Raw genomic sequence first — 26,433 nt, 5'->3', positions numbered from 1 at the left:
GCGGTGCAGCTATGCTGGCGCACCGGTGAGAACGCAAGAGAAGAGATGATGACCAAGGTTCGCCCACGCTCCCTGCTGCAGGTGGTATTGATGGGATTCGTGCTGGTATTGATGCCGCTGGGCGGCATGATCTGGCACAACAGCACCTCCCTTGCCCACCTCAGCCAACTCACTAGCGACGAGATGGAGCGGGCGGTCAAGGATACCCGCCGCGCCACCCTACTGACGGCGCAGGCCATCGATATCGAACGCACCTTGCGCCGCTTCGCGGTGCTGGGGGATCGCCGCAGCCTCACCAGCTACCAGCAGCAACTCGACGGGTATCGGGTGTTGCTGGCAGAACATCGCAGCTCTATCTCCGACGGTCAGCTCTACAGGGGGCTCGATCAGGGGCTGGCTTGGCTCGACAGCTTGCAGGATGCCGCGCTGGCCCAGGCTGCGGTGGCGGGGGACAAGCTAGAGCTGTTTAACGATGCCAACAAGCAGCTTGAGATGGTCACCCGCAGCCGGGTTGACGAACACATGGATCGGGTGCGACTCACCATCGCCGGACTGACCAGGGAGCTCTGGTGGGTGAGCGGCGCTGTAGCGGCGCTCAGCCTGCTGATGGTCTTTATCTTCACCTACCTGATCATCCACCCGGTACGACAGATTGAGTCGCGCATCTTGAGCCTGGGGGCGGGGGTCGAGCCGGATCCAAGGCCGGTAGATGGCCCCGCCGAGCTGGTGTTGCTGGGGGAGCGGATCCTCTGGCTTTACGACAAGCTCAAGGAGCTGGAGCAGCAAAAGTACCAGTTTCTGCGTCATGTTTCCCACGAGCTCAAGACCCCGCTAGCGGTGCTGCGGGAGGGGTCGGATCTGCTCTGCGAGCAGCTGGTCGGGCCGTTGACGCCGGATCAGCTGGAGATCTGCCAGATGCTGGACGAGAGCAGTCGCCGTTTGCAGACCCTGATCGAGCGGTTGCTCGACTTCAATCGACTCACCCAGCAGGAGGCATTTGAGCTGGAATCTGTCCCCCTGCTGCCCATGCTGTCAGAACTCACCATCGAGTACCGGTTGGCATTGGAGTCCAAGCAGATCCGTGTACACTTGCCGACCGGGCCGGTTACCCTGTGGGCGGAGCCCTACCGGTTGAGACTGATCCTCGATAACCTCTTCTCCAACGCTGTCAGTTACGGCGCCAGCGGGGGCAATATCTGGATCAGGGCAGGGCAGGATGAACAGACAAGCTGGCTGGAGGTAGCCAACGAGGGGCCAGAGATCCCCGCTGCCGATCAGCAACGTATTTTTGAACCCTTCGAACAAGGCAGTACAGTGCGACAAGGTGTATTGAAAGGCTCTGGTATGGGCCTCTCTATCGCACGGGAGTCTGCCCATAGTCTCGGAGGTGAGTTGGTTCTGGTGAAAGATGAACAGGCGGATGTCTGCTTCAGGTTGACGTTGAAAAGAGAACTATGAAGATACAGCGCGTATTTCCAGCCCTGATGATGGGGTTGCTCGCGGGTTGCGCCCTGCTGCCACAGCACGAACAGCAGAACTCCACCGATATCGCTTTTGCCAAGCGGATGGAGTTTGCCAACAAGGAGATGCAGGTACGTCTGCAATACTCCGACTGGTTGCTGGCCAGTCACCCCCAGCAGCGGATGCAGGAGCGTCAACGCCTGAAAGGGGCGGATGATCTGGAGAGCCGGGTCAGTCTGGCGATGGTGGATTCCCACCCCGCTGAATCGGTGGCCAATCGTACCGCCGGGCTGGCGCGCCTGAAGCAGATGCTGCCCGAGCTGGGTCTCGATGCGCAGGCATTTTTGCGCAGCTGGATCGCCCTCGGCGAACAGCTGCTGGCTCGCGACAGCCGACGCGATGATCAAAGTCAGGAGATCCAGCGGTTGCGTCGCCAGATCGAACAGCTGACCGCCATCGATGACCAGCTCAACCAGCGCAAGCTCAACGAGCATCGTGAGGTAATACCATGAGCCGGATCTTGCTGGTGGATGATGACGTCAGTCTGCTCAAGCTGATGAGCATGCGGCTGCGCAGTCAGGGTTATGAGGTGGATACTGCCGACAGTGCGGAAGGGGCCCTCGACCTGCTGCGCCAGCAGCGGGCCGATCTGGTGCTGAGCGATCTGCGGATGGGGGGCATGGACGGTCTGGCGCTGTTCGAGCGGATCCAGGCCCAGTGGCTGGGGCTGCCGGTGATCATCATGACCGCCCACGGCACCATCCCGGATGCCATTCAGGCGACCCGCTCCGGCGTCTTCAGCTTTTTGACCAAGCCCATTGACAAGGATGAGCTGCTGGCCACCATAGAGCATGCTCTCAGCCTGACCCGGCCGAAACAGCAGCAGGAGTGGCAGTCACTGATCCTGACCCGCAATCCCCAGTTGGAACAGTTACTGATCCAGGCTCACAGCATCGCCACCATGGAGGTGCCAGTACTGATCATGGGGCCGTCAGGCTCCGGCAAGGGGGCGATGGCGCAGGCGCTGCACCAGGCCAGCCAGCGCCGCGACAAGCCGCTCCATACCATCAACTGCGCCGCCATTCCGTGGGCGTCACTCGACTTGCAGCTGTTTGGTGAAGATGGTCAGTCCGGGCTGTTCGAGCAGGCCAAGGGGGCGACCCTGTTTCTCGACGAAATTGGCAGCCTGTCGGAATCCTTGCAGGCCAAGCTGCTGCAGGTGATGGAGGAGTATGGCCAGGGCACGCCGGAGGTGCGTGTGCTCAGCTCCAGCCATCAGGATCTGGTCAAGGCGATGGAGGAGGGACGCTTTCGGGAAGATCTCTTCTATCGTCTCAACGTCGCCAATATCACCTTACCGTCTCTCAGTGCCCGCAGTGAAGACATTCCGCTGCTGGCCAGACAGGCGCTGGATGATTATCGCTGCCGCCACAGCGACTGCGCCGCGATGGGCTTCTCGCCGGAGGCGCTGGCGATGTTGGCCGCAGCTGCCTGGCCCGGTAACGTGCGTCAGCTCTGCAATCTGGTGGAGCAACTCGCCAGCCTCTGTTGCAGCCCGGTGATCGGGGTCTCCATGGTGGAGTCCGCCCTGAGCGGCGGCGGTGGTGGCATCCCTTCCTTCAATGAGGCTCGTGCCGAATTCGAGAAGGAATATCTGATCCGTTTGCTGCGCACTACCGAGGGCAACGTGACTCTGGCGGCCAACCTGGCGGGTAGAAACCGCACCGATTTTTACAAGTTATTGAATCGGCACGGTATCGAAGCAGCAAACTTCAAATCGAAGGGATAAATCAGGCGGGATCAACCACAGCCGGAGCGGCATCGGCTTTTTGGGTTTTATGGGAGAGCCATAAGCCGCTTGCCTTCATCAGGTAACCGAACAAGGCGCCGATGATGAGGGAGGGGAGGATCAACCGCCACTCGCCAGCCGCCCCGAAGGTGGCACAGCAACCGGCAAAGGTGCCTGGAATGTAGCCGAGCCACTGCTGCTTGGCCTGCACGCACATCAGGGTTGCGACTACCCCCGTCATCACATAACCCGCCACACCCGCCCCCCACAGACTGTCACCATGGATCAGCAGCAGTGCCCACAGCATGCCGCTGGTGTTGCAGAAGATGGTCTGCAACAGCGCCTTGTAGCCACCGCTTGACGCGAAATAGCTGGTGCAGCCGAGAAAGCCGACCCAGGAGATAAGGCCGAACGCGACGGCAATCCAGCCCCAGACGGCGGAGAGAATTCCAGTGGTGATGGCGATGGCGATCAGTGGGCTCATGGGGCGACTCTTCAGTTGGCTTCGCAAAAGGGGCAGCCTACCTCCGGCAATCGGGCCGGCAAGCGGGGGCCGAATTGTGTGTGATCTACATCACTCTTTTCAACTCAGGAATACGCTTGCGCTCGCGAAAAAAATTCATTGGTGACCGGCCTGACACTCGACCATAGTTAGAGGCCCTGTCCTGCTCATGGAGTGAGTCTGATGGCGCCCAATGTGATCGTTCCCCTGTTGGTGTTCGTAGTCCTGTTTCTGGTCGGCAATATGGCCAAGGCGCTGCCTCTGCACCACATAATGTAATCTTGTGTGAAATAAAAATCTGCCGGGGCGGGTCTTATCCATAGTGCCTCACTCAGCCCCGGGAGTTTTTCATGTTGATCAAGCGTCGTACCGCCCACCCCCTCACCGAACAGGATGTCACCCCGGAAGCCGTCTATCAGGACCGCCGCCTCATTCTCAAGGGGCTGGGTCTGGGGGCGGCCACCCTGGCGTTTCCCACTCAGGCCGGAGTACTCGATCTGCTGCGCGGTAAAGAGGATGCTCCCCAATTAGCCACCCAGCCGCTCAACAGCAAGCCTGCGGAGCGCCCGGCCAATCTGGTGCTGACACCGGAAGAGAAGGCAACCAGTTACAACAACTTCTATGAGCTCGGCACCGACAAGTCCGACCCGGCTCGCAACGCACATTACCTCAAGCCCGAACCCTGGACCCTCAAGGTGGAGGGGGAGGTGGCCAAGCCCTTTACCCTAGATGTGTGGGATCTCATCAACAAGAGCGAGCTGGAGGAGCGGATCTACCGGCTACGCTGCGTTGAAGCCTGGTCCATGGTACTGCCCTGGAACGGCATCTCGCTGGCAGAGATCATCCGCCGCGCCGAGCCCACCAGTCGCGCCAAGTTTGTCGCCTTCGAGACCCTGTTTGACCCGAAACAGCTGCCGGGGCAGGCCTCCAGTCTGGGGGGCGGCATCGAGTATCCCTACGTGGAAGGTCTGCGTATCGACGAGGCGATGCACCCTCTCTCTTTCCTTGCGATGGGGCTCTACGGCAAGACCCTGCCCGCCCAGAATGGCGCGCCGATCCGGTTGGTGGTGCCGTGGAAGTACGGCTTCAAGAGCATCAAGAGCATCGTCTCGATCCGGCTGGTAGAGGAGATGCCTCCGACCACCTGGAACCTGCTGGCTCCTAACGAATATGGCTTCTACGCCAACGTCAACCCGCAGGTGGATCACCCGCGCTGGAGTCAGGCCAGCGAGCGCTTTATCGGCGAGGGTGGAGTGTTTGGCGCCAAGCGTCAGCCGACCCTGATGTTCAACGGCTATGGTGACGAAGTCGCCTCGCTCTATCAGGGGATGGATCTGCGCCAATGGTACTGAGATTGAAACCGGCCCATGTTAGCGGCTTGCGGGCGCTGGTGCATCTGGGCTCCCTCGGCTTCCTGCTTTGGCTGGTTTTTGCCATTCCGGCAGGTCTGCTGGGGGGCGATCCGGTGCCCGAGCTTATCCACTACCTCGGCAAGGGGGCGCTCAACCTGCTGCTGCTCACCCTGCTGGTGTCACCGCTGGCCAAGCGCTGGCGGCAGGGGCCGCTCATCAAGCTGCGCCGCCCCCTCGGGCTCTGGTGTTTTGCCTGGGCGTTGCTCCACTTCATGGCGTGGCTGGGACTGGATCTGCAGTTTGACTGGGGCTTGATTGGCGGCGAGCTGGTCAAGCGCAGCTACATAGTGGTGGGGATGGTGGCCCTGCTGCTGCTGGCTGCCCTCAGTATCACCTCGCTGCCCGCATTGCAGCGCAGAATGGGCGCAGCATGGCAGAAGCTACACAACTGGGTTTATGCGGTAGCCCTGCTGGTGCCGGTGCACTACTGGTGGTCGCTCAAGAGCGGTTGGGGGGAGCCCCTCATCTACCTGCTGCTGGCCTGCGCTCTGCTTTGGCCGAGGCGGGAGAAGCTGCTGCGCCCCATGCGAGGACGCTGGAACGCAAAAGAGGCCTAATCGGCCTCTTGTTGTTTGATCTCGCCTGTGTAGGCATCAATGATGAGATATACCGTCTGATCCTGGCGATTGAGGGTTTTGACCTCGAATTTGTCCCCTTCCAGCTCCACTTCCCGAATGTCGTGATACCCTTGCGCCAGCAGGAGTTTGACCAGCCCGGCCATGTCGAGACGGCTCTGTGCCGCCCAGCTTGTGGCGCTCAACAGGCAAAGGATCAGCAGGAAACTGCGCGGGATCATATTCATTCCGGATTCATGGCTGGCAGACTATAAACGCCATTATGTTAGGTTTTTGGAGATGAATCATCCATGAATAGAGCGCTCCCTCTGCTCGGGTTATTGCTGCCGGTGCTGGCACAGGCGGTCACGCCTGATGAAGCCCAGCTGCAGCAAGCTGTCCATGAGGGACGGGTTCGGCCCTTCCATGAAATGATGGAGGTGGCGGCCAGGTTGCCGGTACGGGTGTTGCGGGTGGATCTGGGAGAAGAGGATGGTATCTGGCTCTATGAACTGCGCGTCATCGATCGGGAAAACAGCGTGATCAAGGTAGCCTATCGGGCCGACAACCTTGAGCTGGTGTGGGCCAAGGGCCACCACCTGGAGCGTCTGTTCGAACCGCCTGTCTCTCCGATCGAGGATGATGAATAACCCCAGAGTGGAAATCTGTTCATGCGAATTCTGATTGTTGAAGATGAAAAAATCCTGGCCGGCCAGCTGGCTGAGCAGTTGCGCCTCTCCGGCTTTGTCACCGACCTCTGCCATGATGGCAACGAGGCCGGTTTTCTCGGCGAGACCGAACCCTACGATGCCATCATTCTCGACCTCGGCCTGCCTGGACGCGATGGCCTGAGCGTGTTGAAGGAGTGGCGCAGCAAGGGGATCGATACGCCGGTGCTGGTGCTGACCGCCCGTGGCCAACTGCACGAGAAGATTGAGGGGCTAAACGCCGGTGCCGATGACTACCTCACCAAGCCGTTCCAGGTGGCCGAGTTGGTGGCGCGGGTCCATGCGCTGGTGCGACGGGCTGCCGGCAATGCCAGCTCCGTTCTGGAGATTGGCGGGGTGCGGCTCGATATGGCGGCCTCCCAGGTGTGGTACGAAGGGACCCCCATCAAGCTGACCGCCCACGAGTTCCGGGTGCTGGGTTATCTGATGCAGCACAGGGGCAAGGTGGTATCGCGCAGCGAGCTGATCGACCACATCTATGCCCAGGATTTCGATCGTGACTCCAACACCGTTGAGGTGTTCATCGGCCGGATCCGCAAGAAAACCAACCCCGATCTGATTGAGACAGTGCGCGGCCTCGGGTACCGGATCAACGAATGAGGCTGGTCAGAACCCTGCGGGGGCGACTGGTCGCCATCGCGCTGGTCTGGTGCGGGCTGTTTCTGTTCGCCACCGGTTTCAGCCTACAGACCATGATGCGCAACTACTGGCAGGAGGCGGAGGCCGACGGTCTGCGCCTGCAGCTCTATGATCTGCTCTCCCGGCTGGAAGTGGCCAAAACCGGCCTGCCGGTGGTCACCGGCTCCCTCTCCGACCCCCGCTTCAATCAACCCTACTCCGGCTACTACTGGCAGCTGGAGCTGGGCCGCGATGTGGTGGGGCGCTCCCGTTCCCTGTGGGATACCAACCTGAAGAGCGATGGCCTCAAGTCCGCCTTTGGCGATCCCGACCTCTTCGTCGGCAAGGGGCCCAACAAGGAGCCGCTGCTGATCATGACCCGCACCGTGCTGCTGCCCGGTTCGGATCGGGTGTTCACTCTGGTGATGGCCAAGGACAGTAGCGCCCTGACCCAGACCCTCAACAAGACCCGCATCAGCCTGTTCCTCGGTCTCGGCTTTGCCGCCGCCGGTCTGGTGCTCGGCTTCATGTTCCAGATCGTCTACGGCTTGCGGCCGCTGCACCTGCTGCGCCGCGAATTGGGGCGGGTTCACGAGGGTCATCAGGAGGGGTTCCGGCTGCGCTATCCGCTGGAGATCCAGCCGCTGGTGGAGGATATCAACCGGCTGCTGCACCACTACGGCGAACTGTTGCAGCGGGCCCGCTCCCACACCGGCAATCTGGCTCACGCCCTCAAGACGCCGCTCAGCATCATGCGCAATCAGGTGGCCCAGCTCTCGCCCGAGGATCAGGCCGCCATCGGCGAGCAGCTCGACCAGATCCAGCGCCACATTGATTACCACCTCGGCAAGGCGCGGGTGACCGGCGCCGCCAAGATCCTCGGGGTCTCGACCCCGGTGCGGGCGCGGGTGGAGTACATCTGCCGCGCCTTCTCCCGCCTCTATCCGGGCAAGACGGTGGACTTGCAGGTGCCAGCCGAACTGGCGGTCGGGGTGGAGGAGCAGGACTTCGACGAGATGGTGGGCAACCTGCTGGAGAACGCCTTCAAGTGGTCCGCCAGCGAGCTGCGCATCTCCAGCGCCGAGCTGGGGGGCTGGATCACCTTGCGCATCGAGGATGATGGCCCCGGCATGAGCGAGGATCAGATCGCCAAGGCGGTGCTGCGCGGGGTGCGGCTCGACGAGAAGGTGCCGGGCTCGGGCCTTGGCCTCAACATCGTCTCCGATCTGGCGGAAGCCTACCGCGGCAGCTTCATCATGGGGCGCGCCGAACTGGGCGGGCTGGCGGCCTCTCTCTCGTTGCCCAAGGTGGCAAGAGTGGAGAGCTAGGCATAAGATATGGCACCTGTTTTATCCTGAGGAAGAGAACCATGACTGATGATCCATGGGCACTGTGTCACCTCGACGACTCATTCGATGCTTCGGTTCTGGGGATCAAGGGTGCCCAGATCCAGTGGTTTGAAGATCGGGATGGCCTGATTGCCTACCTGCTGGAGGATTATGTCGATCTGCTGGCCGACGTGGGCGAGCTGGAAGAGGAGCAGACCGAGCAGGCGCGCGACCGCTTCACCCTGCTGGTGGAGCAGAGCTTCGACGATCGTACCCTGATGGATGCCATCAACGATCTCGCCTCCGGCCTGCGTCGCATCGCCTGGCTGGGGCCGCTCTCCGAGCTGGCCGAGATCAGCGACGACTTTGCCTCCGGTCTGCGCCGCTACTTCTGGAGCCAGTACGATGGCGACGAAGATGATCCGGATGCCTGGGTGCCGGAAGAGCTCTGGCCGCAACTGGTTGAGTGCGCGCAGGAGTATATGGAAGAGGGCGAGTTCTGATTTCCCTCTCTCCTGTCATCGCAGCGATAAAGAATCGGCGCCTTCGGGCGCCGTTTCTATTGGCGCAGATGGCACGTCCTTATGGTGATCGGGCGCTGCCCTCTGGGGCAGTAGAAGAGACGGGCAGGGCCGCCATGGGGCGCTTGGTCATTGGTATAAGTAAAAATTGGGTCATTATCGGAAAAGTCATAAATTAAATTTATGCAGGAGAATCAGGCTCCCTCACGGTGCCTGCGAGCGCCGCCAGCGTTGTGGGAGGGGATCTGCCGATCTTCGCTATTGGCGCTGGCACTTATCCCGACAAGGGATCTCCCCGCCACAACCGGGATAAAAAACGGCGCCATGATGGCGCCGTTTTGTCCGGTAGCAACCGCCTTAGCCGTTGGCCGGTACCGCGTGGGCGGTGTTGGCCAGCACCGGGCCTGTGTACTTCTCGATTTGCAGCTGAGCCATGTGGCCGCAGTTGCCTTGCGCTAGACTGGACGAGCCTTCGTCGAAGGTGAGGCAGTTGACGTTGCCGTTTTTGCAGATGCTGCCCGCTTCGCCCGGCTTGGCCGGGTCGTACCAGGCCCCTTCGCAGATCCGCACCACCCCTTGGCGCACATCCTCGGAGAGCAGGGCGCCCACCAGGATCTGGCCGCGCTCGTTGAAGGCACGCACCAGATCCCCATGGGCGATGCCACGAGCCTTGGCGTCCAGCGGATGGATCATGATCGCCTCGCGGTCGGCGATGGCGAACTTGTCCCGCAGCGGGGTGTTGTCGAGCTGGGAGTGCAGCCTCTGGGTCGGGTGGGAGGTGTTGAGCGACAGCGGATAGCGTGCCGCCACCTCGCTCTTCACCCACTCCTTGGGCTCATACCACTTGGGATGGCCGGCGCAGTCGGCGTAACCCATCCCCGCCACCGTGTTGGAGAAGATCTCGATCTTGCCGGACGGGGTGCCGAGCGGGTTGAGCAGCGGATTCTCGCGAAAATCGGCGTGACGGATCCACTGGCGGTTCGCTTCGGGGATCGGGAAGCGGATGTAGTTGTTGGATTCCCAGAACATGTTGAACGGCGGCAGCGCCACGCGGGCGCCGCGGGCCTGCGCTGCCATGCCGTCGTACATCTGCTTGAGCCACAGCATCTCGTCTTTGCCTTCGGTGTACTGCTCCTGCACGCCCAGCTTGGCGGCGATGGCGCTGAAGATGTCGAAGTCGTTGCGGGCTTCAAACTGGGGCGGTACGCACTGGTGCATCGGGAACACATAGCGCTGGGAGTAGTCACCCCCCATCTCCAGATCGTTGCGCTCGTAGCTGGTGGTGACCGGCAGCACGATGTCGGCGTGCTTGGCTGTGGCGGTCCAGTAAGGCTCGTGAACGATCACGGTCTGCGGCTTGCGCCACGCCTGCAGCAAGTTGTTGGTGTCCTGATGGTGGTGGAAGGGGTTGCCGCCCGCCACGTAGACCAGCTTGATGTCCGGATAGGTCACCTTGCGGCCGTTGAAGTCGATGGTCTTGCCCGGGTTGGCGAGACAGTCGGCGATGCGGGCCACCGGGATCGGAGCCGGGCTGTTCTTCGGTGCATTGCCGGCGGAGATACCGGCCAGAATGCCGCCCTTGGCGGTGGGGCTGCCACCGGAGGAGTAGTGGTAGCTGAAGCCGTAGCCGCCGCCCGGCAGGCCGATCTGGCCCAGCATGGAGGCCAGAGTGACCAGCATCCAGTTCGGCTGTTCGCCGTGCTGCTGACGCTGCATGCCCCAACCGGCCATGATCATGGTGCGCTTGGCGGCCATGTCGAGGGCCAGCTGGCGGATCACCTTGGCATCGACGCCGCAGACGCTGCTCGCCCATTCGGCGCTCTTCGGCTGACCATCATCCTTGCCAAGCAGATAGGCGAGGAACTTGTCGAAGCCGACGGTGTAGCGATCGAGGAAGGCTTGATCGTGCTTCTTCTCGCTGTAGAGGGTGTGGGCCACACCCAGCATCATGGCCACATCGGTGTAGGCGTTCGGGGCAATCCACTCGGCGCCGACCAGCTTGGCGGTCTCGTTGTAGATGGGATCGATGCTGATGACGCGGGTGCCCTTCTCTTTCAGCGCCATGAAGCCGGCCTGACCTTCGTGATCCGGCATGTTCCAGCTGTTCTTCAGGGTCACTTGAGCGTTGACCCCCCACAGCACCACCAGTTCGGCGTTCTCTACCACATTGGGCCAGGCGGTCTGCTGTTCGTACACCTCGATGGAACCCATCACGTGGGACATGATCACCTGAGCCGCACCGGTGGAGTAGTCACCGGCATAACCGGTGAAACCGCCGGAGAGGTTCATCAGGCGGTGCAGCAGGGTGCGGCTGTTGTGGAACATGCCGACACTCTTCCAGCCGTAGGAACCGGCGTGGATCGCCTGCGGGCCGAAGTCACTCTGCACGCGCTGGATCTCGCCGGCCACCAGTTCAATGGCTTTCTCCCAGCTCACCCGCACCCACTCGTCGGCGCCGCGCAGCTCCGGCTTGGCGCCCGGGCCGTGCTCCAGCCAACTCTTGCGTACCATGGGGTATTTGATGCGGTTCTTGGCGTGGACTTGGAACGGCGCCATGTCGATGAGATCGTTTGGCGCCGGATCATCGGCCACCGGCTGGACGCGCACCATGCGGCCATCTTCGACGATCGCCTCGAAAGCACCCCAGTGGGCGCCAGTCAGAATGCCCTTCTGGGCGGGCACCAGGGTCGGGAACTGACTCAATGCGGTGCTGATGGCTTGCGCCAGCGCACTCTTGGGAAAAATGCCGCCGAGCAGGGGCAGGGCTGCGCAGGCGCCGAGCCCCTTGAGCAGGTTGCGGCGGGACAGATTGGTCTTCTTGTCATTGAAAAAAGTCATAACGGTTTTCCTCTGTGCCAGCCTTAGTGGGCCGCGCTCATGTCACTGGCGTGTTTCTGGACATACTGGGTCAACATGCGAGCCTGTTCCGGGGTCAGGGAGGTACGAGATTCCATCCCCTTGATGACGCCGATCCACTGGTTGGCATTGAAGTGATCCAGCGCGGTGAGGCCGTGGCAGCCGGTACAGTTGTTGGACATCAGGGTGGAGGCGTATTGCCACAGCTTGCCCTGATCGCCGATGAGCTGGCTTTGGTCGACCCAGGCGGTCAGCTTGACCTGATGCCAGGTGAGGTTGGTGGCGCTGTCGGTTTCGCTCTGGCCGGTGACCAGTGCTTTCTTGGCGGCATCGCCGACCAGTACGCTGAGGATCCGTTTGCCCGGTGCGGCGTAGAACACTTCGCTCACACCATCCTGTTGCCAGCCTTCGATCTGCACCTTGGCGCGGCCGTTTTCGTTGGCCAGCACTTCCACCTTGGTGGAGGGCATCAGGGTGCCTTCGTCGGTCTTGGCGGCAGCATCGAGGAACAGCGGGGTGGTGGCGATGGCGTAACGGGTGGTGACGTTGGCCGGGGTCTGGGCCGCAGCCTGCGCCAGCTCGCTGGCACCGGCGGCAGCCAGGCCGCTCATGTCAGGCATGATGTGAGCGACACCGCGGTGGCAGTCGATACAGGTCTGGCCTTCCTTGATGGCGACCGGGTGCTCGGCACGGGCATTGGGGCGCTGGGCCAGAATGTCCATCGCCTCGTAGCTGTGGCAGCTGCGGCAGGTGGCGGAGTCGTTGGCTTTCAGCTCGTCCCAGACGGACTGGGCCATCCGCAGCTTGTGGGCTTCATACTTTTCCGGGGTATCCAGCGTGCCGATCGCCTCGTGATAGATATCCTTCACGGCGCGGATCTTGGTCCACAGGTAGGAGGTGGGGTCGCCCGGGATGTGGCAGTCGGCGCACTCGGCGCGGATTCCCTTGGTGTTCTGGAAGTGGACACTGCCCTGATACTCGGCGAGCGGAGTCTGCATGGAGTGGCAGGAGACGCAGAATTCGGTGGAGCTGGTCTTGTGCAGCACGGTCACGGTGACACCCAGTGCCGCGACACCCAGCAGGGCCCCGAGCAGCAGGAGCCAGAACCAGGTTTTTCTTATCAGTTTTCCAATCATGGCGGCGTTTTCCTACGGTCAATAATTACCTACATAGTACTAGTCCAATAGTAGTAGTAATGATAGGGATAAGGCGTTGACCTCCATCATGGTTTATATTTTTGATTGTTGTCACATCTTGTCTTTTGTTTTGTTTTTGACGTATTTATCGAATTAAATTCATTTGTTTTCTGTTTTATTTATTTGTGCACTTTCCGCGACAGCTGTTAGCCCCCTCGCAAAACCCCACAAGATTCGCTGATATAGTGAGCAGTGAGCCTCAACGGAGTGTCGCTGATGAGCCCTTTCTCACTGCTGTGTGTCGCCGCCAACGTGCAACTGCTGGCCGAATTCGAACAGGAGTTGGCTCCGCTGCTCGGCCATTTCGCGCTGGTGGTGGTAGTCGGTCAGGGGTCGGCGGAGCTGGCCTTGGACGAGCTGGATCGCAAGGGGCAGCCACCCGCCGTGGTGGTGTGTGACAGCGAGCTGGGGGATGGGCGAGGGGCCGATTTTCTGATCCGCCTCGGCAGCCGTCACGAGGCGTGCCGCAAGATCCTGCTCGGCAGCCAGCCGGAGATGAAATCGATCATCGAGGCGGTGAACCTCGGTCGTCTCGACTACTACCTGCAACGCCCCTGGCGCGATGGCAGCCTGCGCCGGGCGGTGATCGAGCAGGCGAGCCACTTTGTATTGCAGCGTCCTGAGGCGGACCTGCTGAGCTATGCCGCCGTGCTCGACAACCAGAAGCTGCTGCGAGCCCATGTCGATCGCCAGTTGGCTGCCTATCGGCAGGGCTTTATGGATTACACCCACTGCAGCGATGAAGAACTCTCCCGGGTGGTGATCGACGGCCTCTACCAGTTTTTCGATGGCAATGACGAGGAGCGGGTCTGTCGCCACTACAGCCCGGGCCATGTGCTGACCCGCGAGGGGGAGCCCAACAGCTTTCTCTGGTTTATCGCCAAGGGGGAGGTAGTGCTGCGCAAGCGGGACGAGCAGGGGATCGATCAGGAGGTGGTGCACTACCGCACCGGCTCGCTGGTGGGGGGCATGTCCTTCGTGACCGGCGAACCCGCCTTCACCACCGGCGTGACCCTGACCGGTGCCGAGGTGATCAAGCTCGACAAGCTGCAATTCTCCCGGGTGATGCAGGCGCGCAGCGAACTGCTCCCCTCCTTTACCAACCTGCTGTTGCGCCACTTCAACCGCCGTCTGCAAAACAGCATCCGCACCGAGATGCGGTTGCAGCAGACCCTCGACTCCCTCGAAGCGGCTCATGCCCAGCTGATGGAGAGCGAGAAGATGGCGATGCTGGGCCAGCTGGTGGCCGGTGTCGCCCACGAGCTGAACAACCCGGTGGCGGCCATTATCCGTGGCAGCGAGACCTTGCGGGCCGCCATCCCCGATCTGGTCAATCTCGAGTTGCCAGCAACCATCAAGGGGCTGGGCAACCAGACCCTCTGTCAGGCGCTCTCCTCACAGCCGGTCTCGACCAGCGAGATCCGTGACAAGACCCGGCTGGCGGAGGGGCGCTTTGGCGATCGTCAGCAGGCGCGGCTGGCGGTGCAGATGAATCTGGATGACGAGCTGAACTGGCAGCGCTGGTTTGCCAGCCGCACCGCCGCCGAGCGGGAGGCGCTGCTCTCCCGGCTGGAGCTGTTCCAGCAGACCGGCAGCTTCCTGCGCAACATCGAGGTGTGTGCCCGTCGCATTGGCGATCTGGTCAAGAGCCTCAAGCAGTATGCCCGGCAGGATCGGGCCGAACCCTCGCTGGTGGACCTGCACGAGGGGCTGGAAGATACCCTGATGATTTTCGAAAACCGCCTCAAGCATCATGAGCTCTGCAAGGAGTACCAGCCGTTGCCGCTGGTGCGCTGTCACCCTATCGCCCTGCAACAGGTGTGGACCAACCTGATCGCCAACAGTCTGGATGCCATGAGCGGCCCGGGGCGACTCACCATTCGCACCGGGTTGCTGGATCCCGAGTGGGTCATGGTAGAGATCGAGGATAGCGGTTGCGGCATCGAGCCCGAGCTGTGGCAGCGGATCTTCGATCTCAACTTCACCACCAAGCGGGAGAGCCATTTCGGCCTCGGGATTGGTCTGAGCGTTTCGCTGCAGATAGTTCAGCAGCACCACGGCCGGATTGAGGTGGCCTCCGAACCGGGCCATTACACCCGGATGCGGGTCTGTCTGCCGCTGGATGGCATGGGGCAGGCCGGTTACGGGGGCGAACCTCATCACAACAAGGAGCATGCGGCCTGAGCCGTCGCCAGCATCAATCGCGCGGCGTGCCAAACCATGTCGCCAAGGAGGAGCAATGAACAAACACTATCTGATCCTGTGTGTGGACGATGAGCGGGAGGTGCTGGATGCGGTGATCCACGATCTCGCCCCGTTCCGTTCCCACTTCGAACTGGAAGCCGCCGAGAGCGTCGACGAAGCGCGGGAGGTGGTGCACGAGTGGGAAGAGGAGGGGGGCAAGCTGGCGCTGATCCTCTGCGATCACATCATGCCGGGAACTTTGGGGGTCGACTTTCTGGTGGAGTTGAACCGGCGTGCCACCACCCGTGCCAGCCGCAAACTGCTGCTGACCGGGCAAGCGGGGCTGGAGGCCACCGTCGAAGCGGTCAATCGTGGCGGGTTGCACTACTATCTGGCCAAACCGTGGAAGCTGGAGACCCTGCAAGAGGCGGTGCGCGAACAGCTGACCGACTACCTGCTGGCAGAAGATGGCGACAACGCCTTCCACTATGCGCCGCTGCTCAATCAGGCGCGGTTGTTTGCCGCTATCCACGATCACCCGTTCGACGAATAGGGGCAGTTGGGCTTTCGCGGTGGCAGTTGTATACTGTCTGCATATACAGTATTGCAGGTAGCTACCGATGCGACTCTTTATCGCCGAGAAGCCCACGCTGGGCCGCGCCATTGCCGATGCCCTGCCCAAGCCCCACAAGAAGGGCGACGGTTTTATCGAAACAGCCCAAGGGGATGTGGTCACCTGGTGCATCGGCCATCTGCTGGAGCAGGCCGAACCCGATGCCTATGACGCTGCCTTCAAGCAGTGGCGGATGGAGCATCTCCCCATCATCCCCGCCCAGTGGCAGCTGGTGGCCAAGCCCAAGACCAAAACCCAGCTCACCGTCATCAAGCGACTGATCAAACAGGCGGACTGCGTGGTCAACGCCGGTGACCCGGATAGGGAAGGGCAACTGCTGGTGGACGAGGTGATCGACTTTCTCGGCTACCCGAAAACCAAGCCGGTGCAGCGCTGCCTCATCAGCGATCTCAACCCGCCCGCAGTGCGCCGCGCCCTCGAGAAGCTGAGGGATAACAAGGAGTTCGTGCCGCTGGCGGTTTCCGCACTGGCCCGCAGTCGGGCCGACTGGCTCTACGGCATCAACATGACCCGCGCCTATACCCTGCTCGGGCGCAAGGCGGGTTGCAGCGAGCTGCTCTCGGTTGGCCGGGTGCAGACCCCGCTGCTGGGGCTGGTGGTGCGGCGGGATCTCGAGATCGAGGCCTTCGTGCCCAAACCCTTCTACGAGGTGCTGGCCCATCTGCTGACCGATAGCAACGAGCGCTTCACCGCCAAGTGGCTGCCGTCTGAAGCCTGCCTGCCGTGGCAGGACGAGGAGGGGCGGGTGTTAAACCGGGCGCTGGCCGACAAGGTGGTGAGCCGGATCAACGGCCAGCCCGCTCAGGTCGAATCGGTGGAGGAGCAGGCCCGCAAGCAGGCGGCGCCGTTGCCCTACAACCTCTCCAGCCTGCAGATCGATGCCGCCAAACTGTTCGGTATGGATGCCAAGCGGGTGCTCGACATCTGCCAGAGCCTCTACGAACGCCACAAGCTCATCACCTATCCGCGCTCCGACAGCCGTTATCTGCCGACCGACCACTTCAAGCGGGCCGAGCAGGTGCGCGGCGCCATCGCTGCCACTGCGCCTGCGCTGGCCAAGGCGGTTGCCGAGGCGGACGGCAAGATCCGCAGCAAGGCGTGGAACGATAGCAAGGTGGATGCCCACCACGCCATCATCCCCACCGAGAAGCAGGGCAACCCCGCCACGCTGGGGGCCGACGAGGCGAAGCTCTATGGCCTGATTGCCCGACAGTATCTGCTGCAGTTCTATCCCCCGTTCGAATACAACGACAGCAAGGTGCTGCTGCGCATCGCCGGTGGCCTGTTTCAGGCCAAGGCGCGGCGCATTCTCAAGGCGGGCTGGAAGGCGCTGCTCGGGGTGGAGGAGGATGACGACGAAGAGAAGGCTGGCACGCTGCCTGCCCTGAAAGAGGGAGAGCAACTGCTGTGCGAGCGGGGCGAACTGCAGGAGAAAATGACCCAGCCGCCCAAGTCGTTCACCGACGCGACTCTGCTGGCGGCCATGACCGGCATCGCCCGTTATGTGCAGGATCCCGAGATCCGCAAGACCCTGCGCGACACCGATGGCCTCGGCACAGAAGCGACCCGGGCGGGCATTATCGACCTGCTGTTCAAGCGCCGCTTTCTGGTGCGTCAGGGCAAGAGCATCAAGGCGACCCCGACCGGGCGGGCGCTGGTGCAGGCGCTGCCTGCTACTGCCACCACGCCGGATATGACGGCGCTGTGGGAGCAGAGCCTCGGCCAGATCGCCGAGCGCCACGGCAGCTACCAGCAGTTTATGGGGCCGCTCACCGAGCAGCTCAACGGTCTGATTGAAGGGGCGCGGCAGGACTCCGGCGCCAGCTTCAGCGCCCTGCCCAAGGAGGCGCCGGGTGCCGGCAAGCGGCGTTTTACCAAACGCAAGAGTCCGGCAGCCAGCACGACTGGCGGGCCCCGACCGCGCAAGACGGCCAGCAAGCGCCAGACCAGGGCTGCATAACGAAAAAAGGCGCCCATCCCGGGCGCCAAAGGCATTGTTGTCAGGCTGCCTGAGTGGACAAGCTGGCACGGATCCTGTGCTGGTAGTGCAGCACCACACCGAGAAACACCAGATCCTTGAACAGGAAGAACTCGGTGACTGGCACGCCATCAACCACTTTCCAGACACCTGTCAGGGTCAGCAGGAAGCTCAGCGTCGCCAGGAAGGTGACGATAGCCCCCATGCTGCACCAGTAACCGATGCGGGGTTGCCACAGACCCACGACCAGCCCGATGGCGATCACTATCTCGACCACCCCGATCAGGTTCGATACGCTCTGTTCCGACAGGGGGCCATAGAGCCAGCTCATCAAGGGGTGGCTGTCTACCAGTGGTTTGATGGCGGCGGCCTCTGTCGGGGTAAATTTGAAGACGCCGATCCAGAGCAGGGTCAATACCACGCCCGCCAGAGCGACCAGAAAGCCTTTGTCATGTTGCTGCATGGGGGCTCCTTGTTTAAGGGGTCAGAGTGACGGGTGGGAAGTCGATCTCGGTCGCCGCCAGGTGGTTGCCATAGTTGGTCAGGGTATTGACCACCACCTGGCCGAGCACCTCCAGCAGCAGCCCGTCATCTACGCCTGCGGCACGGGCGCTAGCAAGCTGCTCGTCACTGATCACCCCGCGCTGACTGACCAGCGCTGTTGCCAGTTGCAGCAGGGCGTGATCAAGGGGAGCCGAGGCCTGGCCGAGCCGGGCAGCCCGGATCTCCTGAGCCGAGAATCCGGCCTTGCCCGCCAGTAGTGTGTGGGCAGACAAACAGTATTGGCAGGCGTTGGCTTGACCTATGGCCAGTGCCAGCAACTCCCGTTGTGGGGCAGTGAGGCGCCCCTTGCCAAGCGCCTCGGCAAAGCCCAGGAAGCCATTGAGCAGGGCTGGCGAGTGGGCCAAGGTGGCGTAGAGGTTGGGCACCATGCCCAGATTGCGTTGCAGGGTGGCCAGGGTCTGGGCGGCTGCGGGTTGTGGCTGGGATACGGGTTGGATACGGCTCATGATCTTCTCCTGTGGTAGTGAAGGTACGGGAGACAGTGTGCCGTCATTCGTGATACGGTTTATCACTCATCGTCTGCAAATAAATACTATTCATCTCAAATATGGATCCGCTCTCTGCCCTGTTGGTTCATGCCTCCCCCGAAGCCAAGATCTTCTTCGCCGGCAACCTGTGCCAGAACTCCTCCAGTGATGATTATCCGAGTGGCGGACATCTTCATCTGCTGCGCAGCGGTGCCGTCATGCTGCGTGAAGAGGGGGGAACCAGCTTGCTGCTCGAGGAGCCGACCCTGATCCTGTTCCCTCGGGGACGTCCCCACAAGCTTGAACCCAGAACGCTGGGGGGTTGTGATTTGGTGTGCGCCAATGTCGCATTCGGCAAGGGGGGAGCATCGCCGTTGCAACTGGCATTACCGGGCTCGCTGGTGCTGCCGCTACGTGAGTTGCCTGCCCTGACGCCGGTGCTGAGTCAGCTGTTTGACGAGGCGTTTCACCCCCGCTACGGGCAGGATCCGCTGATCTCCCGCTTGCTGGAGGTACTGTTGATCCTGCTGCTGCGTCATCTGGTCGAGCAAGGGGTGTGTCAGCAGGGGATGCTGGCAGGTATTTCCGATCCCCAGTTGGCCAAGGCGATCTCGGTGATGCATCAGCGTGGGGATGAACCCTGGACGGTGGCCACGCTGGCGCGGGAGGCCGGCATGTCGCGGGCCCGTTTTGCCGCGAGGTTTCAGGAGCGGGTTGGTCAAGCGCCGCTGGGTTATCTGACCCGCTGGCGCATGGCGCTAGCCTGCCAGCAACTGCTGGCGGGGGAGCCCATGATGCAGGTGGCGCTGGGTGCGGGGTACAGCAGCAGTGTCGCCTTTGGTCGGGCATTCGAGCGGGAGCTGGGGGTGAGCCCGGGGCGCTGGCTCAAGGCGCAGCAACAAGCCGAATAAAAAAACGGGGCAGCCAATGGCTGCCCCGTGTTCATGGCTGGTCAGCCGGTATAGACGTTCTCTTCCGGATAACGGATGCGGGTCTCGACTGGGCGGGCCAGCATAAAGGCCAGGGTCAGGGGGCCGAGACGGCCGCAGATCATCACAAGCACCAGGATCAGCTTGCCCGGCTCGCTCAGGGAGGCGGTGATGCCGGTGGAGAGGCCGACGGTGGCAAATGCCGAGATGGTCTCGAACATGATTTTGTCGAACGGCAGATCCTCGGTCACCATCAGCAGGAACATCGCCAGCATCAGCACCATGGTGCTGACGATAATGATGGCCAGCGAGCGGGTCACGATCTGGGGCGACAGGGTGCGGCCAAAAGCGGTGACATGGGGCCGTTTGGTCAGAAACGCCTTGGTCGCCAGTAGCACCACGGCGAAGGTGGTGACTTTGATACCACCACCGGTTGAGGTGGCACCGGCACCGATAAACATCAACATCATCAGAAACAGCAGCGCCGCCGGGGTCATCAGCCCGATATCTATGGTATTGAAACCGGCGGTACGGGCACTGGCAGACTGGAAGAAGGCAGCCAGCAGCTGGCCACCGACATCGGCCTTGCCGAGGGTGCCCGGGTTGTTGTGTTCCAGCAGCCAGAACATCAGGGTACCGGCCAGCAGCAGCGCCGGGGTCATCAGCAGCATCAGCTTGCTGTGCAGCTTCAGCTTGCGCCAGCGGCGGTTGCGCACCAGATCGACGATGACGGTAAAACCGATCCCCCCCAGGATCAGCAGGCCGGCGATGGTCAGGCTGATGATGGGGTCGTCCCTATAGTCCATGAGATTGTTGGCAAAGAGCGAAAACCCGGCGTTGTTGAAGGCCGAGACCGCGTGGAAGAAGCTGACATAGAGGCCGTGCACCCAACCCATCTCGGGCACCCAGCGGATCGCCATGATGCCGGTACCGATCAATTGGGCGATAAAGGCGAACAGCACGATCCGTTTGACCAGCTGAATGATGTTGACCGAGCCCTCCTGTCCCAGCGCCTCCTTGGCCAGTACCTGCTGGCGCAGACCGACCCGCTTGCTGAAGATGGCGATCAGCAGCAGGGTCATGGTCATCTGGCCCAGACCGCCGATCTCCATCAGCATCAGCAGGAAAATCTGCCCCTGCAGGGTGAAGGCGGTGCCGGTATCCACCACGCCAAGACCTGTCACGCTGATGGCCGAGGTGGCGGTAAACAGGGCGTTGACGAAGGTAACCTCGCCATTGTGGCTGGAGGGTTGCACCAGAAAGATGGTGCCAATCAGCAGAATGATCAGAAAGCTGCCGAGGATCAGCCGGGCTTCGCTCCAGCGAGAGTCCTGCTCCCGATGGAGGGCGAAGGCGTAGCTGCTGCGCCAGTTGATCATAGGGTTTCGAGCCAGTGGTCGATGGCGTGCTTGTTGCCCGCCAGGATCAGGATGTCGCCCAGTTGCAGCTCCATCTTGCCGGTCAGTACGTTGTGCAGCACATCACCACGCTTGATGGCGAGCAGCTGGAAATCGCTCTGTTGCAGCAGGTGGAAGTCGCCTAGTTCCCGGCCATTCTGTTGCAGGCCAATCACGAACTCGGTCAGCACCATGTCGTGGCCCAGCTCCAGATAGTCGAACAGCCGGTTGTCCAGCATGCTCTGGGCGACCCGACGGCCCATGTCCCACTCCGGGTTGATCACCTTGTCGGCGCCCACTTTCTGCAGGATCTTGGCGTGGAACTTGTCGCGCGCCTTGACCCACACCTTCTTCACGCCCGCCTCTTTCAAGACGAGGGTGGTGAGGATACTGGTCTCCAGGTTGTCACCGATGGCAACGAAGACGATATCGAAATTGGCCAGCCCCAGCTCGGCCACGGTGGCCTCATCGGTGGCATCCGCCACGATAACGTGATTGCAGAGGGCGGCGATTTGCCGGGTCTTGCTCTCGTCGATATCGATGGCCAGTACTTCGGCATCTTGCCGTTGCAGCTCTTCGCACAGCGCGCTGCCAAACAGCCCCAGGCCGATGACGGCAAACTGGTTGTTCATGAGTTGTTCCTCAGCAGTTGAAGTCGCCTACTCTAAACCACTGCTATTCCCCCGAAAAGGGCTCGGGTTTTTCGTCATGGGGTAACTTGAGGTAGACTGCGCCCTTGCACCAAGCCGGGATAGACCGATGAAACTGAATGCCAACGCCTCCTTGTTGAAGCTCAACACCCTTGCCCTCGATGCGTACTGCCTCTGGCTGGCCGAGGTGGAGCAGGTTGCCGATCTGGCGACCCTGCGTGCCGATCCACAACTCAACCAGTTGCCTCGCCTCAATCTGGGCGGCGGCAGCAACATGCTCTTCACCACCGATTTTCTCGGTCTGGTGGTGCTCAACCGGCTCAAGGGGATTACCGCTGAAGATGGTGGCGATCACTGGTTGCTCCATGTGGCGGCCGGTGAAGATTGGCATCAGCTGGTGCGCCATACCTTGCAACAGGGCTGGTGCGGGCTGGAGAATCTGGCGCTCATTCCCGGTACGGTCGGTGCGGCGCCGGTGCAGAACATCGGTGCCTATGGCGTTGAGCTGGCCGACTTCTGTTCCTATGTCGAGGCGTTCAACTGGCAGAGTGGCGAGATTGAACGGATCGCGGCTGCAGAGTGCCGCTTCGGTTATCGCGACAGCATCTTCAAACACGAGTATCAGGATTCCCACCTGATCACTGCCGTCGGGCTCAAACTGCCCAAGGCGTGGCAACCGGTGCTGGGCTATGGCCCGCTGGCGGCGCTCGGTGACGCGCCTTCGGCGCAGGCCATCTTCGATACCGTCTGTGCCACCCGCATGGCCAAACTGCCGGATCCCGCCGTGCTCGGCAATGCGGGCAGCTTCTTCAAAAATCCGGTGGTGCCTGCCGCGCTGGCGGAGTCGCTCAAGTCGCGCTACCCGCAGATGCCCTGCTATCCGGCCGGAGAAGGGCTGGCCAAGCTGGCGGCGGGCTGGCTCATCGATCAGTGCGGTCTGAAAGGTTTCGCCATTGGCCGTGCCGCCGTTCATCAGGAGCAGGCGCTGGTGCTGGTCAATCTGGGGGGGGCCAGTGCCATGGAGCTGATCGCGCTGGCGGCTCATGTCCGCGATAGCGTGGAGCAGACGTTTGGTGTGGTGCTGGAGCACGAGGTGCGCTTTATGGGTGCGCACGGTGAAACCTGGCTCGACGAGGTGCTCTCATGACGTTGACTCCCATCAGACAGACCCTGATCACCCTGCTTAGCGACGGCCAGTTTCACTCCGGCGAACAGCTGGGCGAGCAGCTCGGCATCAGCCGGGCTGCGGTAAGCAAACACATGGCGGCGCTCAAGGAGCTGGGGCTGGATCTCTTTAGCCTGACCGGCAAGGGCTACCGGCTGGCGGTGCCGATGGCGCTCTATGAGCAGGCTACCTTGCAGGCACTGGCCCCGATGGCGCCGGTGCACTGTTTTCCGGTCATTGGCTCGACCAATCAACACCTGTTGGATCGGGTCAATGAGCTGCGCTCCGGCGAGAGCTGTCTGGCCGAGTGTCAGACCGCCGGGCGCGGTCGTCGTGGCAAACCCTGGATTTCGCCGTTTGGTTGCCAGCTGATCCTCAGCATGTACTGGCGACTCGAACAAGGCATGGCGGCGGCCATGGGGCTGAGTCTGGCGGTCGGCGTGGCAGTGGTTGAAGCGCTGGAGTCCCTTGGCTATCAAGGCGTCGAGCTCAAGTGGCCGAACGACCTCTACTATCAGGGCCGCAAGTTGGCGGGAATACTGGTGGAGATGAGCGGTAGCGCCGGTGCCAGCTGTCATCTGGTGATCGGCATCGGTCTCAATCTGGCGATGCCTGCCCGCGAAGGGGAGAAGATCGATCAGGCCTGGGCCGAGCTGCGCCACATCAATCCGGAACTGGTGGATCGCAATCAACTGGCGGCCCGGATGATCGTCCATCTGCAGCGGGCGCTGCACACCTTTGAGCAACAGGGGCTGGCAAGCTTTGTCGATGACTGGAACCGGCTCGATCACTTTGCCGGTCGCCCGGTGCGCTTGTTGATGGGTGATCAGGAGATCCGCGGCATCGCCCGTGGCATCGACGATCGCGGCGCCCTGCGGCTGGAGACAGGTGAAGGGATCAAATTCTATCTAGGGGGCGAGCTCTCCCTGCGTCGGGGCGACTGAGGGCCTGCAAGGCCGCTGATGATGCCAAACAGAAGAGGGGGCCCGCGGGCCCCCTCTTCGTTATCCGGCAACTGCAGTCATCATTTGCGCAGTTTGATCTGCTCGATGGCGTGCTCATGGCCCTTGGTCATGATCAGGTTGGCACGCTCACGCGTTGGCAGGATATTTTCTTGCAAATTCAGATAGTTGATATCTTGCCAGATGTTGCTGGCGATCTGGGTCGCCTCACTCTCCGCCAGCTTGGCGTAGTTATGGAAGTAGGAGTCGGGATCCGAGAAGGCGCCGCTGCGGAATTTCAGGAAGCGTTCGATATACCAAGTACGCAGCAGTTCGGCATCGGCATCCACATAGATGGAGAAGTCGACGAAGTCCGACACGAAGACCCGATGGGGCTCCTGAGGGTAGTCCATGCCGCTTTGCAGAACATTGAGCCCTTCCAGGATCAGGATGTCCGGCTGCTCCACCACCTTCTTCTCATCGGGAATGATGTCGTAGATAAGGTGGGAGTAAACCGGCGCTTCGACCTTCTCGTGACCAGCGCGGATGTTGGCGACAAACTCCACCAGATGGCGGATGTCGTAGGATTCCGGGAACCCCTTGCGGCGCATCAGGCCGCGCTCTTCCAGTACCTTGTTGGGATAGAGGAAGCCGTCGGTGGTGACCAGCTCCACCCGTGGATGTTCCGGCCAGCGCTCCAACAGGGCCTGCAGAATACGGGCCGTGGTGCTTTTGCCCCCCGCCACGCTGCCGGCAATGCTAATGATATAGGTGCCCTTGCCGCGGGACTGGCCGAGGAACTGCTCCAGCACCCGGCTGCGACGCTGTTTGGCTTTGACATAGAGATTGAGCAGGCGGGAGAGAGGCAGATAGATCTCTTCCACTTCCCGCAATGACACCTTCTCGTTGATCCCGCGCAGGGTCTGCAGATCGTGTTCGGTCAGGGTCAGGGGGACCGAATCGCGCAATAACGCCCATTGTTCGCGGGTGAATTGCAGATAGGGGTTATGCTCTGTCGTCATGGTGTCATCACTGTTTCTTGGGCACGGCGACCATACACCAAGGGTGGGGGAGCGACAAGGGACGCAGCAGGATTGGCTGATTTCCAGCCGCTTTTTTGCAAACTTCCCAGCAATAAAGCGTATTTTGCCGGGTTCAATGGTTGCATCCCCCAAATCCTTACAATAAAATGCGCGACGCTTGGATGTCTGTCGTCTATTTGCCGTGCAAAAGCGATAAAAACAGTGGGTGCAAGCAGAATTACCGCTGTGACAATCTGGCATCTGGAGGGGTTCCCGAGCGGCCAAAGGGATCAGACTGTAAATCTGACGGCTCTGCCTTCGAAGGTTCGAATCCTTCTCCCTCCACCATATTTCTCTGCGGTTTGAGTTCTTTGGGTTAGAGAAATGCGGGCATCGTATAATGGCTATTACCTCAGCCTTCCAAGCTGATGATGCGGGTTCGATTCCCGCTGCCCGCTCCAAGATGCTGATATGGCTCAGGCGTTAGCAGAGCCGCACCCTAGGGTGAGTTCGGCAAGCGAACCAGCCATCAGTACCTCTCTCTTTCCCACCAGATTCAAATCCATCATATAAACTGTTCTGTGGTTAGCTTGCCACCGCGTACTCAGCGTTAGTTTAGAGGGACGATCATGTCTAAAGAAAAATTTGAGCGTAATAAACCGCACGTTAACGTGGGTACCATCGGCCACGTTGACCACGGTAAAACCACCCTGACTGCAGCTATCACCAACGTGCTGGCCAAGCACTTCGGTGGTAAAGCTTTCGCCTTCGACCAGATCGACAAGGCACCGGAAGAGCGTGAGCGTGGTATCACCATCAACACCTCCCACGTAGAATACGACACCGCTACCCGCCACTACGCGCACGTAGACTGCCCGGGTCACGCCGACTACGTTAAAAACATGATCACCGGTGCTGCCCAGATGGACGGCGCGATCCTGGTAGTAGCAGCGACTGACGGCCCGATGCCGCAGACTCGTGAGCACATCCTGCTGGGTCGTCAGGTAGGCGTTCCGTACATCATCGTGTTCATGAACAAGTGCGACATGGTAGATGACGAAGAGCTGCTGGAACTGGTCGAGATGGAAGTTCGTGAACTGCTGTCCGAGTACGACTTCCCGGGTGATGACCTGCCGGTAGTCCGTGGTTCCGCACTGAAAGCGCTGGAAGGCGAAGCTCAGTGGGAAGAGAAGATCCTGGAACTGGCTGGCCACCTGGACAGCTACATTCCGGAGCCGGAGCGTGCGATTGACCAGCCGTTCCTGATGCCAATCGAAGACGTATTCTCTATCGCAGGCCGTGGTACTGTAGTAACCGGTCGTGTAGAGCGCGGTATCGTTAAAGTTGGTGAAGAAGTGGAAATCGTTGGTATCAAAGATACCACCAAGACCACCTGTACCGGCGTTGAAATGTTCCGCAAACTGCTGGACGAAGGTCGTGCAGGTGAGAACATCGGCGCCCTGCTGCGTGGCGTGAAGCGTGAAGACGTAGAGCGTGGTCAGGTACTGGCCAAGCCGGGCACCATCAAGCCGCACAC

The 26,433-nt window shown here is 61.2% G+C and carries 26 protein-coding genes and 2 tRNA genes; 18 read left to right on the top strand and 10 right to left on the bottom strand.

Going from position 1 to position 26,433, the window contains the following annotated elements:
• Window positions 1-48: 48 nt before the first annotated feature.
• The 3 genes from G5195_RS13975 to G5195_RS13965 are packed head-to-tail and all read left to right on the top strand — an operon-like array spanning window position 49 to window position 3,250.
• Window positions 49-1,458 (top strand): sensor histidine kinase, encoded by a 1,410-nt coding sequence (locus tag G5195_RS13975; protein ID WP_216954464.1) that lies wholly within the window; start codon window positions 49-51, stop codon window positions 1,456-1,458.
• On the top strand, window positions 1,455-1,973 hold the full coding sequence (locus G5195_RS13970; protein WP_227341794.1) for a hypothetical protein: 519 nt from the start codon (window positions 1,455-1,457) through the stop codon (window positions 1,971-1,973). Before G5195_RS13975 ends, G5195_RS13970 begins: the two co-directional genes overlap by 4 nt.
• Window positions 1,970-3,250, top strand: a complete 1,281-nt coding sequence (locus G5195_RS13965) for a sigma 54-interacting transcriptional regulator (RefSeq protein WP_421223022.1) — start codon at window positions 1,970-1,972, stop codon at window positions 3,248-3,250. Before G5195_RS13970 ends, G5195_RS13965 begins: the two co-directional genes overlap by 4 nt.
• Window position 3,251: 1 nt before the next feature.
• Here G5195_RS13965 and G5195_RS13960 read toward each other — a convergent pair whose 3' ends face one another.
• Entirely contained in the window at window positions 3,252-3,734 is a 483-nt protein-coding gene (locus G5195_RS13960; protein WP_005339809.1) for a DUF1097 domain-containing protein, read from the bottom strand.
• 368 nt (window positions 3,735-4,102) lie between these two features.
• Here G5195_RS13960 and msrP point away from each other — a divergent pair, with 368 nt between their 5' ends.
• The gene (gene msrP / locus G5195_RS13955; RefSeq protein WP_216979934.1) at window positions 4,103-5,104 is read left to right on the top strand and encodes a protein-methionine-sulfoxide reductase catalytic subunit MsrP; all 1,002 of its coding nucleotides are present in this window, start codon (window positions 4,103-4,105) and stop codon (window positions 5,102-5,104) included.
• Complete coding sequence (msrQ, locus tag G5195_RS13950; RefSeq protein WP_216979935.1) at window positions 5,095-5,721, top strand: protein-methionine-sulfoxide reductase heme-binding subunit MsrQ; 627 nt, start codon at window positions 5,095-5,097, stop codon at window positions 5,719-5,721. The genes msrP and msrQ overlap by 10 nt, the downstream gene beginning before the upstream one ends.
• On the opposite strand, the gene G5195_RS13945 is transcribed toward msrQ, so the two are convergent.
• A complete protein-coding gene (locus tag G5195_RS13945; protein ID WP_139741270.1) occupies window positions 5,718-5,966 on the bottom strand; it encodes a PepSY domain-containing protein in 249 nt (82 codons plus the stop codon). The two genes, msrQ and G5195_RS13945, sit on opposite strands and share 4 nt — an antisense overlap.
• 63 nt (window positions 5,967-6,029) lie before the next feature.
• On the opposite strand from G5195_RS13945, the gene G5195_RS13940 reads away from it, so the two are divergent.
• The 4 genes from G5195_RS13940 to G5195_RS13925 are packed head-to-tail and all read left to right on the top strand — an operon-like array spanning window position 6,030 to window position 8,895.
• Window positions 6,030-6,368: a PepSY domain-containing protein gene (locus tag G5195_RS13940; protein ID WP_139741269.1), complete on the top strand. Its 339-nt coding sequence runs from the start codon at window positions 6,030-6,032 to the stop codon at window positions 6,366-6,368.
• A 21-nt stretch (window positions 6,369-6,389) separates the two neighbouring features.
• Complete coding sequence (locus tag G5195_RS13935) at window positions 6,390-7,046, top strand: response regulator transcription factor (protein WP_371178556.1); 657 nt, start codon at window positions 6,390-6,392, stop codon at window positions 7,044-7,046.
• Window positions 7,043-8,392 (top strand): sensor histidine kinase, encoded by a 1,350-nt coding sequence (locus G5195_RS13930; RefSeq protein ID WP_421223026.1) that lies wholly within the window; start codon window positions 7,043-7,045, stop codon window positions 8,390-8,392. Before G5195_RS13935 ends, G5195_RS13930 begins: the two co-directional genes overlap by 4 nt.
• Before the next feature lie 41 nt (window positions 8,393-8,433).
• On the top strand, window positions 8,434-8,895 hold the full coding sequence (locus tag G5195_RS13925; RefSeq protein ID WP_041209567.1) for a hypothetical protein: 462 nt from the start codon (window positions 8,434-8,436) through the stop codon (window positions 8,893-8,895).
• 375 nt (window positions 8,896-9,270) lie between these two features.
• On the opposite strand, the gene torA is transcribed toward G5195_RS13925, so the two are convergent.
• Together torA and G5195_RS13915 are read right to left on the bottom strand one after the other, a co-directional pair.
• Window positions 9,271-11,751: a trimethylamine-N-oxide reductase TorA gene (torA, locus tag G5195_RS13920; RefSeq protein WP_421223027.1), complete on the bottom strand. Its 2,481-nt coding sequence runs from the start codon at window positions 11,749-11,751 to the stop codon at window positions 9,271-9,273.
• A gap of 23 nt (window positions 11,752-11,774) precedes the next feature.
• The gene (locus G5195_RS13915) at window positions 11,775-12,905 is read right to left on the bottom strand and encodes a NapC/NirT family cytochrome c (RefSeq protein WP_005339847.1); all 1,131 of its coding nucleotides are present in this window, start codon (window positions 12,903-12,905) and stop codon (window positions 11,775-11,777) included.
• 276 nt (window positions 12,906-13,181) lie between these two features.
• Here G5195_RS13915 and G5195_RS13910 point away from each other — a divergent pair, with 276 nt between their 5' ends.
• From G5195_RS13910 to G5195_RS13900, 3 genes are all read left to right on the top strand, one after another.
• Window positions 13,182-15,149, top strand: a complete 1,968-nt coding sequence (locus G5195_RS13910) for an ATP-binding protein (protein WP_421223028.1) — start codon at window positions 13,182-13,184, stop codon at window positions 15,147-15,149.
• 55 nt (window positions 15,150-15,204) lie between these two features.
• Entirely contained in the window at window positions 15,205-15,702 is a 498-nt protein-coding gene (locus G5195_RS13905; RefSeq protein ID WP_236347921.1) for a response regulator, read from the top strand.
• Window positions 15,703-15,769: 67 nt separating this feature from the next.
• Complete coding sequence (locus G5195_RS13900; protein ID WP_421236237.1) at window positions 15,770-17,743, top strand: DNA topoisomerase III; 1,974 nt, start codon at window positions 15,770-15,772, stop codon at window positions 17,741-17,743.
• A gap of 40 nt (window positions 17,744-17,783) precedes the next feature.
• Here the strand turns inward: G5195_RS13900 and G5195_RS13895 are convergent, their stop codons facing one another.
• A complete protein-coding gene (locus G5195_RS13895; RefSeq protein WP_319888770.1) occupies window positions 17,784-18,224 on the bottom strand; it encodes a DUF417 family protein in 441 nt (146 codons plus the stop codon).
• 13 nt (window positions 18,225-18,237) lie between these two features.
• The gene (locus G5195_RS13890) at window positions 18,238-18,771 is read right to left on the bottom strand and encodes a carboxymuconolactone decarboxylase family protein (RefSeq protein ID WP_421223033.1); all 534 of its coding nucleotides are present in this window, start codon (window positions 18,769-18,771) and stop codon (window positions 18,238-18,240) included.
• A 101-nt stretch (window positions 18,772-18,872) separates the two neighbouring features.
• Here G5195_RS13890 and G5195_RS13885 point away from each other — a divergent pair, with 101 nt between their 5' ends.
• A complete protein-coding gene (locus G5195_RS13885) occupies window positions 18,873-19,703 on the top strand; it encodes an AraC family transcriptional regulator (protein WP_216952232.1) in 831 nt (276 codons plus the stop codon).
• Between the two features lie 41 nt (window positions 19,704-19,744).
• On the opposite strand, the gene G5195_RS13880 is transcribed toward G5195_RS13885, so the two are convergent.
• The gene (locus tag G5195_RS13880; RefSeq protein WP_421223035.1) at window positions 19,745-21,100 is read right to left on the bottom strand and encodes a TrkH family potassium uptake protein; all 1,356 of its coding nucleotides are present in this window, start codon (window positions 21,098-21,100) and stop codon (window positions 19,745-19,747) included.
• On the bottom strand, window positions 21,097-21,750 hold the full coding sequence (locus G5195_RS13875; protein ID WP_005339863.1) for a potassium channel family protein: 654 nt from the start codon (window positions 21,748-21,750) through the stop codon (window positions 21,097-21,099). The genes G5195_RS13880 and G5195_RS13875 overlap by 4 nt, the downstream gene beginning before the upstream one ends.
• Window positions 21,751-21,877: 127 nt before the next feature.
• On the opposite strand from G5195_RS13875, the gene murB reads away from it, so the two are divergent.
• Window positions 21,878-22,915, top strand: coding sequence for a UDP-N-acetylmuramate dehydrogenase (murB, locus tag G5195_RS13870; protein WP_421223037.1), 1,038 nt, complete (start codon window positions 21,878-21,880; stop codon window positions 22,913-22,915).
• Entirely contained in the window at window positions 22,912-23,877 is a 966-nt protein-coding gene (gene birA, locus G5195_RS13865) for a bifunctional biotin--[acetyl-CoA-carboxylase] ligase/biotin operon repressor BirA (RefSeq protein WP_236301798.1), read from the top strand. The genes murB and birA overlap by 4 nt, the downstream gene beginning before the upstream one ends.
• Window positions 23,878-23,957: 80 nt before the next feature.
• On the opposite strand, the gene coaA is transcribed toward birA, so the two are convergent.
• Both coaA and G5195_RS13855 read right to left on the bottom strand, forming a co-directional pair.
• Window positions 23,958-24,896, bottom strand: coding sequence for a type I pantothenate kinase (gene coaA / locus G5195_RS13860; protein WP_005339877.1), 939 nt, complete (start codon window positions 24,894-24,896; stop codon window positions 23,958-23,960).
• Window positions 24,893-25,042, bottom strand: a complete 150-nt coding sequence (locus G5195_RS13855) for a hypothetical protein (RefSeq protein WP_155397483.1) — start codon at window positions 25,040-25,042, stop codon at window positions 24,893-24,895. The genes coaA and G5195_RS13855 overlap by 4 nt, the downstream gene beginning before the upstream one ends.
• Before the next feature lie 117 nt (window positions 25,043-25,159).
• On the opposite strand from G5195_RS13855, the gene G5195_RS13850 reads away from it, so the two are divergent.
• From G5195_RS13850 to tuf, 3 genes are all read left to right on the top strand, one after another.
• Window positions 25,160-25,244: transfer RNA gene (locus G5195_RS13850), tRNA-Tyr, on the top strand.
• Between the two features lie 38 nt (window positions 25,245-25,282).
• Window positions 25,283-25,357 (top strand) — tRNA-Gly (locus G5195_RS13845).
• A gap of 168 nt (window positions 25,358-25,525) precedes the next feature.
• Window positions 25,526-26,433, top strand: a 908-nt coding sequence (gene tuf, locus G5195_RS13840; RefSeq protein WP_421236236.1) for an elongation factor Tu, incomplete at its 3' end; no start/stop codon positions are given.

The sequence above is a fragment of the Aeromonas sp. 601039 genome, from assembly GCF_049174415.1.
GTDB classification, from domain to species: Bacteria; Pseudomonadota; Gammaproteobacteria; order Enterobacterales; family Aeromonadaceae; genus Aeromonas; species Aeromonas veronii_A.
Note: the sequence above shows the minus strand (reverse complement) of the source record. Positions and strands in the feature narration are given on the sequence as shown.

Excerpts from the sequence above, each read along its gene's own strand:
- G5195_RS13975 (WP_216954464.1), top strand. The coding sequence starts at position 49 with ATGACCAAGGTTCGCCCACGCTCCCTGCTGCAGGTGGTATTGATGGGA.
- G5195_RS13915 (WP_005339847.1), bottom strand. The coding sequence starts at position 12,905 with ATGATTGGAAAACTGATAAGAAAAACCTGGTTCTGGCTCCTGCTGCTC.
- G5195_RS13960 (WP_005339809.1), bottom strand. The coding sequence starts at position 3,734 with ATGAGCCCACTGATCGCCATCGCCATCACCACTGGAATTCTCTCCGCC.
- G5195_RS13875 (WP_005339863.1), bottom strand. The coding sequence starts at position 21,750 with ATGAACAACCAGTTTGCCGTCATCGGCCTGGGGCTGTTTGGCAGCGCG.
- G5195_RS13940 (WP_139741269.1), top strand. The coding sequence starts at position 6,030 with ATGAATAGAGCGCTCCCTCTGCTCGGGTTATTGCTGCCGGTGCTGGCA.
- murB (WP_421223037.1), top strand. The coding sequence starts at position 21,878 with ATGAAACTGAATGCCAACGCCTCCTTGTTGAAGCTCAACACCCTTGCC.
- G5195_RS13965 (WP_421223022.1), top strand. The coding sequence starts at position 1,970 with ATGAGCCGGATCTTGCTGGTGGATGATGACGTCAGTCTGCTCAAGCTG.
- G5195_RS13900 (WP_421236237.1), top strand. The coding sequence starts at position 15,770 with ATGCGACTCTTTATCGCCGAGAAGCCCACGCTGGGCCGCGCCATTGCC.
- G5195_RS13925 (WP_041209567.1), top strand. The coding sequence starts at position 8,434 with ATGACTGATGATCCATGGGCACTGTGTCACCTCGACGACTCATTCGAT.
- G5195_RS13880 (WP_421223035.1), bottom strand. The coding sequence starts at position 21,100 with ATGATCAACTGGCGCAGCAGCTACGCCTTCGCCCTCCATCGGGAGCAG.
- G5195_RS13910 (WP_421223028.1), top strand. The coding sequence starts at position 13,182 with ATGAGCCCTTTCTCACTGCTGTGTGTCGCCGCCAACGTGCAACTGCTG.
- G5195_RS13970 (WP_227341794.1), top strand. The coding sequence starts at position 1,455 with ATGAAGATACAGCGCGTATTTCCAGCCCTGATGATGGGGTTGCTCGCG.
- G5195_RS13855 (WP_155397483.1), bottom strand. The coding sequence starts at position 25,042 with ATGCAACCATTGAACCCGGCAAAATACGCTTTATTGCTGGGAAGTTTG.
- G5195_RS13895 (WP_319888770.1), bottom strand. The coding sequence starts at position 18,224 with ATGCAGCAACATGACAAAGGCTTTCTGGTCGCTCTGGCGGGCGTGGTA.
- birA (WP_236301798.1), top strand. The coding sequence starts at position 22,912 with ATGACGTTGACTCCCATCAGACAGACCCTGATCACCCTGCTTAGCGAC.
- G5195_RS13930 (WP_421223026.1), top strand. The coding sequence starts at position 7,043 with ATGAGGCTGGTCAGAACCCTGCGGGGGCGACTGGTCGCCATCGCGCTG.
- G5195_RS13935 (WP_371178556.1), top strand. The coding sequence starts at position 6,390 with ATGCGAATTCTGATTGTTGAAGATGAAAAAATCCTGGCCGGCCAGCTG.
- msrQ (WP_216979935.1), top strand. The coding sequence starts at position 5,095 with ATGGTACTGAGATTGAAACCGGCCCATGTTAGCGGCTTGCGGGCGCTG.
- torA (WP_421223027.1), bottom strand. The coding sequence starts at position 11,751 with ATGACTTTTTTCAATGACAAGAAGACCAATCTGTCCCGCCGCAACCTG.
- G5195_RS13890 (WP_421223033.1), bottom strand. The coding sequence starts at position 18,771 with ATGAGCCGTATCCAACCCGTATCCCAGCCACAACCCGCAGCCGCCCAG.
- G5195_RS13885 (WP_216952232.1), top strand. The coding sequence starts at position 18,873 with ATGGATCCGCTCTCTGCCCTGTTGGTTCATGCCTCCCCCGAAGCCAAG.
- G5195_RS13945 (WP_139741270.1), bottom strand. The coding sequence starts at position 5,966 with ATGAATATGATCCCGCGCAGTTTCCTGCTGATCCTTTGCCTGTTGAGC.
- msrP (WP_216979934.1), top strand. The coding sequence starts at position 4,103 with ATGTTGATCAAGCGTCGTACCGCCCACCCCCTCACCGAACAGGATGTC.
- coaA (WP_005339877.1), bottom strand. The coding sequence starts at position 24,896 with ATGACGACAGAGCATAACCCCTATCTGCAATTCACCCGCGAACAATGG.
- G5195_RS13905 (WP_236347921.1), top strand. The coding sequence starts at position 15,205 with ATGAACAAACACTATCTGATCCTGTGTGTGGACGATGAGCGGGAGGTG.